The organism is Roseomonas sp. TS2 (assembly GCF_058833935.1).
This window is the reverse complement of record NZ_JCACVY010000106.1, coordinates 1-15125: the sequence shown is the minus strand read 5'-3', so window position 1 is coordinate 15125 and position 15125 is coordinate 1. Positions and strand designations below refer to the sequence as shown.

15 protein-coding genes and 1 tRNA gene are annotated in these 15125 nt (G+C 71.3%); 13 read left to right on the top strand and 3 right to left on the bottom strand.

Annotated elements, in window-relative coordinates; genetic code table 11:
- The 4 genes from mutM to dnaA form a co-directional block, all read left to right on the top strand.
- Positions 1-554 (top strand): bifunctional DNA-formamidopyrimidine glycosylase/DNA-(apurinic or apyrimidinic site) lyase (mutM, locus tag ACZJYS_RS15970; protein WP_493179572.1); only part of this gene is annotated, 554 nt, incomplete at its 5' end.
- 13 nt (positions 555-567) lie between these two features.
- Positions 568-1344, top strand: a complete 777-nt coding sequence (locus tag ACZJYS_RS15965) for an enoyl-CoA hydratase (RefSeq protein ID WP_379651866.1) — start codon at positions 568-570, stop codon at positions 1342-1344.
- Positions 1345-1657: 313 nt separating this feature from the next.
- On the top strand, positions 1658-1933 hold the full coding sequence (gene rpsT / locus ACZJYS_RS15960) for a 30S ribosomal protein S20 (protein WP_109518779.1): 276 nt from the start codon (positions 1658-1660) through the stop codon (positions 1931-1933).
- Between the two features lie 369 nt (positions 1934-2302).
- Positions 2303-3769 (top strand): chromosomal replication initiator protein DnaA, encoded by a 1467-nt coding sequence (dnaA, locus tag ACZJYS_RS15955; RefSeq protein ID WP_493179571.1) that lies wholly within the window; start codon positions 2303-2305, stop codon positions 3767-3769.
- 105 nt (positions 3770-3874) lie between these two features.
- Here dnaA and ACZJYS_RS15950 read toward each other — a convergent pair whose 3' ends face one another.
- Positions 3875-4891, bottom strand: a complete 1017-nt coding sequence (locus tag ACZJYS_RS15950) for an MBL fold metallo-hydrolase (RefSeq protein WP_109518830.1) — start codon at positions 4889-4891, stop codon at positions 3875-3877.
- A 129-nt stretch (positions 4892-5020) separates the two neighbouring features.
- On the opposite strand from ACZJYS_RS15950, the gene coaA reads away from it, so the two are divergent.
- The 5 genes from coaA (at position 5021) to ACZJYS_RS15925 (ending at position 11152) form a co-directional block, all read left to right on the top strand.
- Positions 5021-6010: a type I pantothenate kinase gene (gene coaA, locus ACZJYS_RS15945; RefSeq protein ID WP_109518781.1), complete on the top strand. Its 990-nt coding sequence runs from the start codon at positions 5021-5023 to the stop codon at positions 6008-6010.
- A gap of 304 nt (positions 6011-6314) precedes the next feature.
- The gene (locus ACZJYS_RS15940; protein WP_493179570.1) at positions 6315-7928 is read left to right on the top strand and encodes an MBOAT family O-acyltransferase; all 1614 of its coding nucleotides are present in this window, start codon (positions 6315-6317) and stop codon (positions 7926-7928) included.
- Positions 7929-7938: 10 nt separating this feature from the next.
- Positions 7939-9861, top strand: coding sequence for an HAD-IIIC family phosphatase (locus tag ACZJYS_RS15935; protein WP_493179569.1), 1923 nt, complete (start codon positions 7939-7941; stop codon positions 9859-9861).
- Positions 9858-10109: an acyl carrier protein gene (locus ACZJYS_RS15930; RefSeq protein ID WP_109518784.1), complete on the top strand. Its 252-nt coding sequence runs from the start codon at positions 9858-9860 to the stop codon at positions 10107-10109. Before ACZJYS_RS15935 ends, ACZJYS_RS15930 begins: the two co-directional genes overlap by 4 nt.
- A gap of 2 nt (positions 10110-10111) precedes the next feature.
- A complete protein-coding gene (locus ACZJYS_RS15925) occupies positions 10112-11152 on the top strand; it encodes a hypothetical protein (RefSeq protein WP_493179568.1) in 1041 nt (346 codons plus the stop codon).
- Positions 11153-11294: 142 nt separating this feature from the next.
- Here the strand turns inward: ACZJYS_RS15925 and ACZJYS_RS15920 are convergent.
- Positions 11295-11370: transfer RNA gene (locus ACZJYS_RS15920), tRNA-Ala, on the bottom strand.
- Between the two features lie 109 nt (positions 11371-11479).
- Here ACZJYS_RS15920 and ACZJYS_RS15915 point away from each other — a divergent pair.
- The 4 genes from ACZJYS_RS15915 to ACZJYS_RS15900 all read left to right on the top strand — a co-directional run bounded on the left by ACZJYS_RS15915 (position 11480) and on the right by ACZJYS_RS15900 (position 13955).
- On the top strand, positions 11480-11773 hold the full coding sequence (locus ACZJYS_RS15915; protein WP_109518786.1) for a YggT family protein: 294 nt from the start codon (positions 11480-11482) through the stop codon (positions 11771-11773).
- A gap of 41 nt (positions 11774-11814) precedes the next feature.
- Positions 11815-12087 carry a DUF167 domain-containing protein gene (locus ACZJYS_RS15910; RefSeq protein WP_181378262.1) on the top strand — a complete coding sequence of 91 codons (273 nt, stop codon included), beginning with the start codon at positions 11815-11817 and terminating at the stop codon, positions 12085-12087.
- Positions 12084-12926, top strand: coding sequence for a bifunctional methylenetetrahydrofolate dehydrogenase/methenyltetrahydrofolate cyclohydrolase FolD (gene folD, locus ACZJYS_RS15905; RefSeq protein ID WP_493179567.1), 843 nt, complete (start codon positions 12084-12086; stop codon positions 12924-12926). Before ACZJYS_RS15910 ends, folD begins: the two co-directional genes overlap by 4 nt.
- A 210-nt stretch (positions 12927-13136) precedes the next feature.
- A complete protein-coding gene (locus ACZJYS_RS15900) occupies positions 13137-13955 on the top strand; it encodes a sugar phosphate isomerase/epimerase family protein (RefSeq protein WP_493179566.1) in 819 nt (272 codons plus the stop codon).
- An 8-nt stretch (positions 13956-13963) separates the two neighbouring features.
- On the opposite strand, the gene ACZJYS_RS15895 is transcribed toward ACZJYS_RS15900, so the two are convergent.
- Positions 13964-15125 (bottom strand): OmpA family protein (locus ACZJYS_RS15895; protein ID WP_493179565.1); only part of this gene is annotated, 1162 nt, incomplete at its 5' end.

Here is a 15125-nt window from a genome sequence, read left to right as displayed (position 1 = left end):
TGCTGCTGGAAACCGATGACGGGCAGGTGGTGGGCTTCGTCGACCCGCGCCGCTTCGGCAGCGTGGACCTGGTGCCCACCGCCGACGAGGACGCCCACAGGCTGCTCGCCGGCATGGGGCCGGAGCCGCTGGAGGCGGGCTTCACCGCCGCCATCCTCTCCGCCGCCCTGGCCGGCCGGCGGACGCCGATCAAGGCCGCGCTGCTCGACCAGCGCGTGGTGGCCGGGCTCGGCAACATCTACGTGGCGGAGGCGCTGTTCCGCGCCGGGCTCTCGCCCCGCCGGCTGGCGCACACCGTCGCCGGCGCGCGCGCGGCGCGGCTGGTGCCCGCCATCAAGGCCGTGCTGGAGGAGGCGATCGCCGCCGGCGGCTCCTCGCTCCGCGACTATGTGCAGGCCGATGGCGAGCTGGGCCACTTCCAGGACCGCTTCCAGGTCTATGACCGCGCGGGCGCGCCCTGCCCGCTCTGCCCCGGCCCGCCGGGCTGCGGCGGCGTCTCGCGCATCGTCCAATCGGGCCGCAGCACCTTCTTCTGCGCCCGCACCCAACGCTGAGAGGAACGCGCCCATGGCCGAGTACACGATGATCCTGACCGAGACCCAGGGGCCCGCCGGCATCATCCGGCTGAACCGCCCGGCGGCGCTGAACGCGCTGTGCAACACCCTGACGCGGGAGATGGCGGCGGCGCTGCGCGACTTCGACGCCGACCCCGCCATCGCCGCCATCATCATCACCGGCAGCGAGAAGGCCTTCGCGGCGGGGGCCGACATCAAGGAGATGCAGCACCTCCGCCACCCGGAGACCTACACGGCCGACTTCATCGCCGAGAGCTGGGAGGCGGTGCTGACGGTGCGCAAGCCCGTCATCGCCGCCGTGGCCGGCTTCGCCCTGGGCGGCGGCTGCGAGCTGGCGATGATGTGCGACATGATCCTGGCCGCCGACACGGCGAAGTTCGGCCAGCCGGAGATCAACCTCGGCATCATCCCCGGCGCGGGGGGCAGCCAGCGGCTGACGCGCGCCATCGGCAAGTCCAAGGCCATGGAGATGGTGCTGACGGGGCGGATGATGCCGGCCGAGGAGGCGGAGCGCGCCGGGCTGGTGGCGCGGGTGGTGCCGGCGGCCGAGTTGCTGCCCGAGGCGGTGAAGGTGGCGGAGAAGATCGGCGCCCTCTCCGCCCCCGCCGTGGCGATGGCCAAGGAGGCGGTGAACGCCGCCTTCGAGCTGCCGCTGCGCGAGGGGGTGCGGCTGGAGCGCCGCCTGTTCCTCAGCCTGTTCGGCACGGAGGGGCAGAAGGAGGGCATGGCCGCCTTCGTCGAGAAGCGGAAGCCGGCCTTCCGCGGCTGAGGCGGCGCCATTCGCCGCCATCCGGCGGCCGGGGAGGGCCGCCGCCGCGTCGTGGCGGCCCGAGTCCCGGCCCCCTCGCTCCCCCCGCCCGCGAGGCCGCCGGGCGGGGCGGAATACCGGATTCGCCCTGGCCCCAGGGGCGCCGCGGCCGCCATGTGCCCCCACCGGGGCGGCCATGCCACGCGGCGGAAGCGGCTGCGCATTGACTCTGCGCCCCCCCGGCGGCTAGAAACCGCGCCTTCCCGCAGTGGTCCCGGGCTCGCCTGGGTTGCCTGCGTTCCTGAGACACAGACGACTGGTTCGAAACACCGCCATGGCGAACACGGCTTCCGCGCGCAAGCGCATCCGACAGACGGCCACTCGCAACGAGCGCAATCGCGCCCGCCGCTCGCGCGTTGGCACCTTCCTCACCAAGGTCGAGAAGGCTATTGCGGGGGGCGACAAGGCCGCCGCGCAGGCCGCCTTCAAGGACGCGCAGCCCGAAATGCAGCGCGCCGTGACCAAGGGCGTGCTCCACCTGAACACGGTGGCCCGCAAGCTTTCCCGCCTGACCTCGCGGATCAAGGCCCTGGACTCCGCCCAGGCCTGACCTCACCCCGCACACTGCGGGGTGACCGGCCGGGAGCGATGTTCCGAGCAAGAACCCGTTGCGCCCAGGGCGCAGCGGGGGATAGCCTCCCGGAACAGCCGGCCGGACTAGAAGTATCAGTTTACATCACGGCGTTACCGGTCGTCTTTCATCTGTCGGGTTCACTCCTGAATCCGACAGCATAAAGGCGGAATGGTGAATTGCGCCTGATATCCGACGCGCTGCAGGACTGTTTCCGCCTCTGGCTCCGCCTTCCCGGGCGGAAAGACCGGACAGGAGGCGTGCGTCTCCACATCGGTTTCTCGTCGCCCCGTGAGGGGATGCATCAGGCCGGCCAAAGGCCAAGACATAGGGTGGCAGGTGCTTCGCATGGAGAATGAGCTCGGCACTCCCTCCTCCGTCGCGCCGGGACAGGTGACGGAAGCCTGGGCCCGGATCCGCGGGCGCCTGCGCGAGGAAGTGGGCGAGGTCGAGTATCGCAGCTGGCTGCGCCAGATGACCCTCTCCGCCATCGAGGGCGAGGAGGCAGTCATCCTGCTGCCCACGCGCTTCCTGCGCGACTGGGTGCGCAACCACTATGGCGACCGCCTGCGCAGCCTCTGGGGCGCCGAGAATCTCGGCGTCCGCCGCATCGACATCCGCGTGGCCCCCGAGAGCCGCTCGCTGGAGGCCGCCGAGGCCGCGCCGCAGGCGGATGGCCTGGCCGGCGCCGCGCCCGTGGCGCGCGCGCACCAGACCACCCTGCCGCTGGCCGAGCCGCTCTCCTCCCCGCCGCGCGGGCCGGAGCCGCGCGCGCCCGAGTCGCGCAACGACTGGGCGGCGCCGCTCGACCCGCGCTTCACCTTCGACAGCTTCGTGGTGGGCAAGCCGAACGAGTTCGCCCATGCCTGCGCCCGCCGCGTGGCGGAGAAGCCGGCCAGCCCGGGCTTCAACCCGCTCTTCCTCTATGGCGGCGTCGGCCTCGGCAAGACGCACCTGATGCATGCCATCGCCTGGGCGATCTCCTTCAACGGCCAGCGCAACGTCGCCTACATGTCGGCCGAGAAGTTCATGTACCGCTTCATCGCCGCGCTGCGCTCGCAGAGCACGATGGAGTTCAAGGAAAGCCTCCGCTCCGTCGACGTGCTGATGATCGACGATCTGCAATTCCTGATCGGCAAGGACAACACGCAGGAGGAGTTCTTCCACACCTTCAACGCGCTGGTGGATGCCGGGAAGCAGATCGTCGTCTCCGCCGACAAGTCGCCCTCCGACCTCTCGGGGCTGGAGGACCGGCTGCGGACGCGGCTCGGCTGCGGCATGGTGGCGGACATCCATGCCACCACCTACGAGTTGCGCATCTCCATCCTCCAGGCCAAGGCCCAGGGGGCGGAGGTGGAGGTGCCGCCGCGCGTGCTGGAGTTCCTGGCGCACAAGATCACCTCCAACGTGCGGGAGCTGGAGGGCGCGCTGAACCGGCTGATCGCCCACGCCAACCTGTTCGGCCGGCCGATCACGCTGGAATCGGCGCAGGAAGTGCTGCACGACATCCTGCGCGCCCATGATCGCCGCGTGACGATCGAGGAGATCCAGCGCAAGGTGGCGGAGCACTACAACATCCGCCTCACCGACATGTCCTCGGCCCGCCGCGCCCGCAACGTGGCCCGGCCGCGCCAGGTGGCGATGTACCTGGCCAAGCAGCTCACCTCCCGCTCGCTGCCCGAGATCGGCCGCCGCTTCGGCAACCGCGACCACACCACCGTCATGCACGCCGTCTCCCGCGTGGCGGAGCTGATGCAGTCCGACAGCACCTTCGCCGAGGATGTCGAGCTGCTGCGGCGGATGCTGGAGAATTAGGAACTTCTTTTTCTGAAGAAAAAGAAGCAAAAAGACTTTGTCAGTTTGGCGCCGCGCTGAACTGACAAAAGTTTTTTGGTTCTTTTTTCCAAAAAAGAACGTCTCTTACTTCCTGCTGTATCGCGGCACCGCTCCCTCTTCGCGGACCACCCTCCCCTCCGCCACCAGCCGGTTCAGGTGCGCCAGCGTCTCGCCCAGGGCGAAGCCGCGCGGCCGATGTTCCTTCACGCGCGGGAACAGCACGCCGGACGCCTCGTAGGCGGTGAGCGGCGTGGCGCAGGCGGCTTCCAGCGTGCCGAGTCGCTCCGCATGGTGCGCCGCCAGCACATCGATCCGCTCATGCAGCCCGAGGAAGGGCTCGCCATGCGAGGGCAGCACCAGCGTCCCCGCCGGCAGGGCGCGCAGCCTGGCGTTCGAGTCGAGGAAATCGCGCAGCGGGTCCGCCTCCGGCTCGGTGGCGCCGACGCCGACATAGGGGCTGATGCGCGGCAGGATCTGGTCCGCCGCGATCAGCACGCCGAGTTCGGCGCAGTGCAGCGCCGCCATCTCCGGCGCATGGCCGCCGCCGGTCATCACCCGCCACTCCTGGCCGCCGATGGCGATCCGGTCGTCCTGGGCGATGCGGCGGTACTGGCGGGGCAGCGGCATCACGGCGCGGGCGTAGAGCGGGCCGCGCGCGGCGAGGAAGGCCAGGTAGTCCTCCGGCGCGCCCAGGGCGGCCGCGAAGTCGAGCTGCTGCGCCGACATGCCCTCATCCGTGTCGAGGCAGAGGAAGCGGGCCATCAGGTACTCGGCGCGCGGCATCAGCAGCGCGGCGCCGGTGCGCTCGCACAGCCAGCCGGCGAAGCCCACATGGTCGGGGTGGAAATGCGTGGCCAGCAGGCGGGTGACGGGGCGGCCCTCCAGCCCCTCCTCCAGGATGCGGGTCCAGAGGCCGACCGACTCGTCGGTGCGCGCCCCGGCATCGACGGCCAGCCAGCCCGCGCCATCCGCCAGCAGCCAGAGGTTCACATGGCCGGGCGGGAAGGGCAGCGGCATCCGCGCCCAGCGCAGCCCGGGCCGGATCTCGGCCACGGCGCCGGGCTCGGGCGGCGGGGGCAGGGTGGCTTCGGCCTCGGTCATGCGGCGTTCCTCCAGGCGGGATTTGCTGCCATCCTCCGCCGGCATGGCGGATCACGCCAGCCCGCCCTTCGCAATGCAGCAAAGCGGTGCAAGACTCGGCCCGCCAGCAGGCCGACAAGGAAACGACCCATGCACCACGGCACCCAGCCCGTCCCGGGCCGGCCGAGCCCCGCCGCCGGAGCGGCCGGCGCCTCGCTCGGCGGGCCCCCGGCCTACCGTGTCTTCCCGCGCGCCGAATGGGCGGAGCTGCGCGCCAACACGCCGCTCTCCCTGTCGGACGAGGACATCGCCGGGCTGCGCGGCCTGACGGAGCAGCTGTCGCTGAAGGAGGTGGCGGATGTGTTCCTCCCCCTCTCCCGCCTGCTGAACCTGCAGGTGGCGGCGGCGCGCGGGCTCGGCGTGGTGCAGGACACCTTCCTCGGCCGCCCCGTGGTGCCGCCGCCCTACATCATCGGCATCGCCGGCAGCGTGGCGGTGGGCAAGAGCACCTTCGCCCGCGTGCTGCAGGCCATCCTGGCCCGCTGGCCGGACCACCCGAAGGTGGAGCTGATCACCACGGACGGCTTCCTCTACCCGACGGCGGTGCTGGAGGAGCGCGGGCTGATGGGGCGCAAGGGCTTCCCCGAGAGCTACGACCTGCGGCGGATGATCGCCTTCCTCAGCGCCGTGAAGGCGGGCGCGCCGGAGGTGGCGGCGCCGGTCTATTCCCACCTCACCTACGACATCATCCCCGGCAAGCAGCAGATGGTGCGGCGGCCGGACATCCTGATCTTCGAGGGGCTGAACGTGCTGCAGCCCTCCGCCGGCGCGCCGCTGCTGGCCTCGGACTTCTTCGACTTCTCGGTCTATGTCGATGCGGAGGAGCGGCACATCGCGGAGTGGTACATCCAGCGCTTCCTGCTGCTGCAGCGCACCGCCTTCCAGAAGCCCACCTCCTACTTCCACCGCTACAAGGACCTGCCGGAGCAGGAGGCGATCGCGGTGGCGCAGAACATCTGGCGGCAGATCAACCTCGTGAACCTGCACGAGAACATCCAGCCGACGCGGGAGCGCGCGCGCCTGGTGCTGCACAAGAGCGCCAACCACAGCGTGGACGAGATCTGGCTGCGGCGCATGTAGCAGGGGCGGGGCAGCCGCGCGGTCTTTCACGGGAAATACTTGAAACCCTTGCGCCGCCGCGCAGCGGGCGGCCGAATCATGACGCAGCGGTGAACAGTCCGCACAAGAAATTACAGCATTTTCACATCGCTGCCTTAGTAAAACCCTCCTCCATTGAACTCGTCGTGAAGGCGCGCATTGCCCCCCTCGCAATGCGTAATTTTTGAGTAAAGTCCAGCTTATGCGCCATGGCCGGGCGCGACGTCTCAATTCGCGAAGCGTTGCCCAGCCCTGACATCCTGCCGACGGGGGAGACTTCAGACCCATGCTGTTCAACTCGGCCGTCTTCATTGCCGGCTTCTTGCCTGTTGTTTTGCTTGGGTTTTTCCTGTTCGCAGGCACGGGCCGGCAGCGGCTGGCGGGCCTCTGGCTGACCCTCGCCTCGCTGGTGTTCTATGGCTGGTGGGACCCGCATTACGTGCCGCTCCTGCTGGCCAGCATGACCGCCAACTATTGCCTGGGCGGATACTTGCTGAAGCATCCCTCCCGCGCGGTTCTGGTGCTGGGCATTGCCGGCAACCTGCTGCTGCTCGGCTACTACAAGTACACCGGCTTCCTGCTGAGCAGCGTCGACCAGGCCTTCGGGCTGGAGTGGACGGTGCCCAACATCATCCTGCCGCTGGCCATCTCCTTCTTCACCTTCCAGCAGATCGCCTACCTGTCGGACGCGCATGACGGCGCGGTGGTGGAGCACGACTTCCTCAACTACTGCCTGTTCATCACCTTCTTCCCCCACCTGATCGCCGGCCCCATCACCCACCACCGGGAGATGCTGTCGCAGTTCAGCAACCCGGACAATTTCCGGCCGCGCTTCGACAACATTTCGGTCGGCGCCACGCTGTTCCTGCTCGGCCTGTTCAAGAAGGTGGTGTTCGCCGACCCGATGGGCGCCGAGGCCGCCCCCGTCTTCGCCGCCGCGGCCGATGGCGTGCAGCTCGGGCTGCTCGACTCCTGGGGCGGCGCGCTCTCCTACACGCTGCAGATCTACTTCGACTTCTCGGGCTACACCGACATGGCGATCGGCCTCGGCCTGCTGTTCGGCATCAGCCTGCCGCCGAACTTCGACAGCCCCTACAAGGCGCGCAACGTCATCGAATACTGGTCGCGCTGGCACATGACGCTGACGCGCTTCCTGACCGCCTATGTCTACAACCCCATCGTCATGCGCATCACCCGCGCGCGGGCGGCCGCCGGCAAGCCGCTGCCGCGCCGCGGCAAGATGACGGCCGGCACCTTCCTGGCGCTGGTCGCCTGGCCGACGGTGCTGACCATGTTCATCTCCGGCGTCTGGCACGGGGCGGGCTGGCAGTTCGTGGCCTTCGGCCTGCTGCACGGCTTCTACCTGGTGGTGGCGCATGCCTGGCGGGCCTGGAAGGCGCGCACCGGCCGGCCGCTCGACAGCGACAGCTGGGCGAAGAACGCGGTGGCCATCCTGTTCACCTTCCTCTGCATCAACGTGGCGATGGTGTTCTTCCGCGCCCCGCACCTCACCGGCGCGCTGAACCTGCTGGCCGGCATGGCGGGGCTGAACGGCGTCACCCTGCCGCCCTCCATCGCCGGGCTGCCGGTGGTGGGCGCGGTGGCGGGGGCGCTCGGCATCGGCGCCGAGCCGGGGGCGTTCTTCCGCCCCATGCTGGGCCTGCACATCACGCTGCTGCTGGCCATCGTCTGGGGCCTGCCCAACACCCAGCAGTTCATGCGCCACTACCGCACGGCGCTGAACTGGCGGCCGCGCATGAACTGGCTGCAGCCGGTGCTGCCCTTCGCCACCTGGCGGCCCACCGCCGCCTACGGCGTGGTGATCGGCCTCGCCGGCTTCTATGCCCTGGCGCGGGCCTTCTCCGCCGCGCCCACCGAATTCCTCTACTTCCAGTTCTGAGGCGGATTCCATGGAACAGCTCCCCTGGCTGCCGGCCCATGCCGATCTCGGCGCAGCCCTCAGCGCGGCCCGCCGGCTGGAGCCGGCGGCGCGCTTCGCGGAAGCCGTGCGCCTCGCCGGCTACCGGCGCGACTTCACCCTCACCGGCCGCATCGACCGGCTGGCGGCGGACGGCCTGGCCGACCCGGCGCTGCGCGAGGGCGTGCGCCCGGCGCTGACGCCGCTGCGGCTGGCCATCCTCTCCTCCCACACCGTGGACCATTTGGTGCCGGCCATCCGCGTCTCGGGGCTGGACCGGCGGGTGGCGCTCTCGGTGCATGTCGCCCCCTACGGCATGTACCGGCAGGCGCTGCTGGGCGAGGACCCGGAGCTGGCCGCCTTCGCCCCCCAGCTGATCCTGCTGGCGCTGGATGCGCGCGACGCGCCGATCGACCTGCCGCTGGACAGCGACGAGGCCACCGTGGAGGCCGCCGTGCAGGCGCGCACCGACGAGTTGCGCACCCTCTGGCGCCGCGCCCGCGCCCGCTACGGCGCGCAGGTGGTGCAGCAGACCCTGGTGCCGGCCGACCCGCTGCTGTTCGGCTCCTTCGAGGCGCTGGTGCCGGCGGCGCCGCACAGCGTCATCGAGCGGCTGAACACCGCCATCCGCGCCGCCGCGCGGCAGGAGGGCGTGCTGCTGCTCGACCTCGCCTGGCAGGCGGCGCGCCTCGGCCATGCCTCGGGTCTGGCCGACCCGGTGCGCTGGCACCAGGCCAAGCAGCTGGTCAGCCCGGCGCTGGCGCCGCTCTATGGCGACCTCGTCGCCCGCATCGCCGGTGCCGTCGCCGGCACCTCGCGCAAATGCCTGGTGCTCGACCTCGACAACACCCTCTGGGGCGGCGTCATCGGCGATGACGGGCTGGACGGCATCCGGCTGGGCCAGGGCAACGCCACGGGCGAGGCCTTCCTCGCCTTCCAGCGCTACGCCGCGGCGCTTGGCCGGCGCGGCATCATCCTGGCCGTGTGCAGCAAGAACAACCCGGAGGTGGCCGAGGAGGCCTTCGCCAAGCACCCCGAGATGGCGCTGCGGCGCGGCGACATCGCCTGCTTCGTCGCCAACTGGAACGACAAGGCCGGCAACCTCCGCCACATCGCCAAGACGCTGAACATCGGCCTCGACAGCCTCGTCTTCGTCGACGACAACCCGGCCGAGCGCGAGATCATCCGCCGCGAGCTGCCGGAGGTGGCGGTGCCGGAGGTGACGGAGGACGTCTCGGACTACCCCGCCATCGTCGGCGCCGCGGGCTATTTCGAGGCGGCCGGCTTCACCGCCGATGACGCGGCCCGCGCCCGCTCCTACGCGCTGAACGCCGAGCGGCAGGCGGCGCTGGAGCAGGCGACCGACATCACCGGCTACCTGCGCAGCCTCGCCATGAAGATGACGGCGCGGCGCGTCGGCCCCGCCGAGCTGCCGCGCGTGACGCAGCTCATCAACAAGACCAACCAGTTCAACCTGACCACCCGGCGCTACACGGATGCCGACACGGCCCGCTTCGCCGCCGACCCCGACACGCTGCTGCTCTCGCTCCGCCTCAGCGACCGCTTCGGCGACAACGGGCTGATCGCGGTGCTAATGGCCCGCCCCGACCCGGCCCTGCCCCCCGGCGAGCTGCTGATCGACACCTGGCTGATGAGCTGCCGCGTGCTCGGCCGCCAGGTGGAGGAGGCCTCGCTCGGCGTGCTGCTGGAGCATGCCAGCCAGCGCGGCGTGAAGGCGCTCATCGGCGAGTATCGCCCCACCGCCAAGAACGGCATGGTGGCCCGGCACTATGAGAAGCTGGGCTTCGCCCCGGTACCCGCGCCGGAGGGCGCCGAATCCGGCGCCACCTTCTGGCGCTACGAACTGCGCGCCGCCGAGGCGCCCGCCCATTACATCGAAGTGGAAGCCGCATGACCGAGGCCCAGATCTACGACGCCCTGACCGAAGTGTTCCAGGACGTGTTCGACGATGACGACATCCGCCTGACCTCCGGCACCACGGCGGCCGATGTCCCGGGCTGGGACAGCCAGGCGCATGTGAACCTCGTGGTGGCGGCCGAGATGCGCTTCGGCGTCCGCTTCCGCACCGCCGAGCTCGAGTCGCTGCACAATGTGGGCGACTTCGTGCAGCTCATCGCCAGCAAGCAGCAGGGAGCCCGGTAGCCATGGCCGCATCTCCTCCCGGCCATGGGCCGGGGGCGGCACCGCCCTCCCCGCCCGTGCCGCCGCGCTACCTGAGCGCGCTGTTCGCCAGCGCCTTCCTGGCGCTGCTGGGCTTCTACGGCCTGCTGTTCGGCCTCCGCGCCACCGGCCACCTGCCGCCGCCGGCCTTCGCCAACTCCATCTGCGTCGATGAGAAGCTGGCCTTCCACCGCACCCACCCGGCGCCGGGCGCCACCCTGCTGGTGGTCGGCTCCTCCGTGGCGTGGCGGCATTTCGACGGCGACGCGGTGGTGGAGCGCGCCCCCCAGGCGGTGCCGCTGAGCGGCGCCTTCTGCGGCCTCTCGGCCAACCAGAGCGTGTTCGCCGCCAACTGGTTCCTCGACCGCCAGCCCGCCGTGCGCGAGGTGCTGCTGATCGCCTCGCCGCAGGATTTCGAGAACTGCACCACCAGCCGCACCACGCTGTTCGACGGCGCGGACGCGGCCGCCTATGTGGACGGCGCCTCCCCCTGGCCCTTCTACATGCGCTACTTCGCGCCCACCTCGCTGCTGCGCAACGCCAGCGAGATCGCCGCCAAGCGCAGCGGCGAGAACTGGATCGACCCGCTGGTGTTCGACCGCTACGGCAGCGGCCCGCTGGACACGCCGCGCAACCGCGAGACGCTGCTCTACGGCATGGTGCGGACGCTGGACCAGGCCTGCTTCGATTCGGTGGCCAGGCTCGGCCAGCGGCTGCAGGGCGAAGGCAAGCGGCTGCTGGTGGCCTCCACCCCGCTCAACCCCGCCTGGAAGGCCGAGGGCGACCCGCAGGGCCGGACGGTGGCCGAGTTCAACCAGCGCATGGAGGCGGCGCTCGCCCCCTCCGGCGGCACCTTCTGGGATGGCGACGCCGCCCAGGTGGTGGGCCCCGAGGCCTTCTTCGACGCCATCCACCTGCGCTGGTCCGCCGCCCGCACCTATTCGGACGCGCTGACCGAGGCGCTGAAGCTCGGTTCGGTCGCGCCGCCGCGCCCCACCCTGCTGTCCGAGCAGCGCGCCCCCTGAGGAGGGGGCGCCCTTCCCCGGCGCCGGAGAAAGGCGCCGGGGAGAAAGGTGCCGGGGAGAAAGGCGCCAGACATGACAAAGGCGGCCGCTGGCCGCCTTTTTCGTCTTCGGATTCGGTCTGTGCCGGGAGCCGCGCGGCGGGTGGTGGAGCTGAGGGGAATCGAACCCCTGACCTCCTCATTGCGAACGAGGCGCTCTCCCATCTGAGCTACAGCCCCACACTCGCGCGGTGGGCGGCTTATCCCCGAGGTCGCGGCACGAGTCAAGCGGTGCTTGCCGTGGAGCCGCGCGCTTCGTATCTCAGGGCCTCACGTGAAGGGGATGGCGATGTACGCGGTGTTTTGGTTCGTCGATCAGGCAATCGGCCTCTATGTGTGGGCGCTCATCATCGCCGCCGTGTTCAGCCTGCTGGTCGCGTTCAACGTGCTCGACACCCGCAACCGCTTCGTCTGGGCGGTGGGCGACTTCCTCCACAAGATCACCGAGCCGGCGCTGCGGCCGATCCGCAACTTCATGCCCAATCTCGGCGGCATCGACATCTCGCCGATGATCCTGATCCTGCTGCTCTACGCCTTCCGCATCTTCCTCTGGACCACCCTCTGGCCGCTGGTGGCGGGCTGAGCGGACGCTGGACGAAGGGCTGGCGCGCGGTGGAGGGGGGCGTGGAGCTGCGCGTGAAGGCGCAGCCCCGGGCCCGCCGCCCCGGCCTCGGCGGCTGGGCCGATTCGGCCACCGGCCCGCGGCTGCGGCTGGCGGTGAACGCGGCGCCCGAGGATGGCCGCGCCAACCGCGCCCTCTGCGCCCTGCTGGCCGAGGCGCTGCATGTCCCCCCTTCCGCCATCGCGGTGGTGCAGGGCGCCACGTCGCGGGAAAAGACCTGCCGCATCCTGGGCGACCCCGCCCGGCTGAGCGAGCAACTGGAGACCCTGGCATGACCGCGAGCATCATCGACGGCAAGGCCGTGGCCGCGGCGCTGCGCGCGCGCCTGGCCGAGCGCGTGAAGGCCCTGCCCTACACCCCCGGCCTGCGCGTGGTGCGCGTGGGCGAGGACCCGGCGAGCGGCGTCTATGTCCGCAACAAGGACCGCGCGGCGCGCGAGGCGGGGCTCGACAGCGCCACGCTCCAGCTGCCCGAGGAGACACCCGAGGCCGAGCTGCTGGCCCTGGTGCGCCGGCTGAACGAGGACCCGGCGGTGGACGGCATCCTGGTGCAGCTGCCGCTGCCCCGGCAGATCGACGCCGCCAAGGTGCTGGCCGCCATCGACCCGGCCAAGGACGTGGACGGCTTCCACGCCATGAACGCCGGCAGGCTCGCCACCGGGCAGCCCGGGCTGGTGCCCTGCACGCCGAAGGGGGTGATGCACCTGCTCGCCGCCGCCGGCACCGCCATCGCCGGGGCGCGCGCCGTGGTGCTCGGGCGCTCCAACATCGTCGGCAAGCCGATGGCCGCGCTGCTGCTGGCGGCCGACGCCACCGTGACCGTGGTGCATTCCCGCACGCGCGACCTCGCCTCGGAATGCCGCCGCGCCGAGATCCTGGTCGCCGCCGTGGGGCGGCCGGAGATGGTGAAGGGCGACTGGATCGCGGAAGGCGCCACCGTCATCGATGTCGGCATCAACCGCCTGGCCAATGGCGGGCTGGTGGGCGACGTGGACTTCGCCGCGGCGCGCGAGCGGGCCGCGGCCATCACCCCCGTGCCGGGCGGCGTCGGGCCGATGACCATCGCCTGCCTGCTGGAGAACACGGTGGACGCGGCGGTCGCGCGGCGGAAGTAAAAAAGTCAGCGTTCTTTTTTGGAAAAAAGAACCAAAAAACTTTCTGCAGTTTGGCGCTCGCGGGCGGATGGCGCGGCGCCAGACCCGGAAAGTCTTTTTGCTTCTTTTTCTTCAGAGAAAGAAGATGACTTCAGATTGTCACCGCGCCGCCACGGGGTTGCAGCGCGGCGGCGCTAGGCGGGGCCGCGCAACACCAGCCGGACCCTGTTCATGACCGACAAGCCCATCCTCGGCGCCGCCCTCACCCTCAAGGGCATCACCCAGCACCGCGACTGGCTGCTGGAGAAGCAGCGCGACCTGGAGATCCAGGACCTGCACAGCGCCGAGGTGCTGGACGGCGACTGGCGCCCGGTGGCCGAGCGGCTGCGCGCGCTGCTGGACGGGCACACCGGCCGCGTCGGCCTGCACGGGCCGTTCTGGGGCTTCAAGATCGACAGCCACGACCCCGAGATCCGCGCCGTGGTGCGCCGCCGCCTGCTGCAGGGGCTGGAAGCCTGCGCCGCGGTGGGCGCCACGCAGATGGTGGTCCACTCCCCCTACACCACCTGGGACCACGCCAACCTCGACGCCTTCCCCGGCGCCCGCGAGCAGCAGATCGAGCGCGTGAACCTGACGCTGCGCGACGTCGTCGCCCGCGCCGAGTCGCAGGGCTGCGAGCTGGTCATCGAGAACATCGAGGACAAGGAGCCGCGCGACCGCATCGCCCTCGCCGCCTCCTTCGGCAGCCCGGCGGTGCAGGTCTCGCTCGACACCGGCCACGCCCACTACGCGCATGTCAGCACCGGCGCGCCGCCGGTGGACGTGCATGTGAACCTGGCGGGCGAGGCGCTGCGCCATGTCCACCTGCAGGATACGGACGGCCATGCCGACCGCCACTGGCAGCCGGGCGAGGGCACCATCCGCTGGCCGGGCCTGTTCGCCGCCCTCGCCCGCCTCGCCGGCCGGCCGCGCCTGATCCTGGAGGTGCGCGACCAGACCAGCCTGCGCCGCGGCGCCGCGCATCTCGAGGCGCTCGGCCTGGCGGAGTAGGGCCGGGCTCAGAGCCGGGCCGCGCAGGCCTCCGGCGCGAAGCTGACGCGCCGGTCCAGCGCGTCGGTCGCGTCATCCGTGCCGGTGCCGATGAGCGGCTGGCTGGCTCCCACCCCCTCCGCCACGGTGCGCGGCCGCAGCGCCGGCCGCTCGGCGACCAGCCGCCCGCGCACCGCCTCGGCCCGCGCCGCCGAGAGGCGCCGGTTCAGCGCCGCCGGCCCGGTCGGGCTGGCATGGCCGGTCAGCGCCAGGCAGAAGGGGCGCGGCTCGGTCTGCCGGGCGATCTGCCGCAGCCACATCGGGTAGTCGCCGCTGATGGCGGGGTCGGCCCAGAAGGCGGTGGTGCCGGGGCGGAAGAGGAACTTCACCGCCAGCTCGCCCCGGTCCAGCCCCTGCGCCACCACCGCGCCGAAGGCGGCCTCGGCCGCCGCGTCGCGGCCCAGCGCCTTGTTGGCGAGGTAGAGGCCGTTGCGCACGCGCAGCTGGTCACCCCCCGGCAGCGCCGAGGCCGCCTCGTAGGCGGCCAGCGCCGCCGCCGGGTTGCCGGCCTCGTAGGCGCGCACCCCGTCGGCGGCATGGGCCTGGGCGCGCAGGGCGCGCAGATAGGCGGGGTCGATCGCCTCGCCCGGGTCGCCGGCGCAGGTGCGGAGATAGGCGGCGGTCAGCGGCTCGCGGTTCCAGGCGGGGCTGTCGCGGAAGAAGGCGGTGGGGGTCATGTCCACATCCGGGCCGCGCACCCAGGCCGTCTCGTGGCTGACGATGCGGCCGGTGCGGAGATCCCCCAGCACCGCCCAGATCCGGTAGACCTGCGGGAAGGGCGCCTCGCTCGCCGGGATGACGCCGGCCTCCGCCACCGGCGTGATGGCGCCGAGCAGGATCAGCGGCTGCTCGTCCAGCGCGGCGGTGCCGAAGGGGCGCAGGTTGAACGCCGGGTAGCGCTCCCGCACCAGCGTGCCGATGCGCTGCTCCATGCCGCGCGTCACCGCCGTCTGCTGGCCGGTGGCGCGGTCGATCAACGGGTCCACCACCAGGTCGTGGCGGCCGGAGGGGCCGGGCGGCTCGAGCCGGGCGCGGTCGAGCAGCGCCACGGTCAGGCTCAGCACCGCCTCGTCGAGCGGCTGCGCGGTGCGGGGCGGCTTGGGCGCGTCGGAGACGCGCATCGGCAGGGCC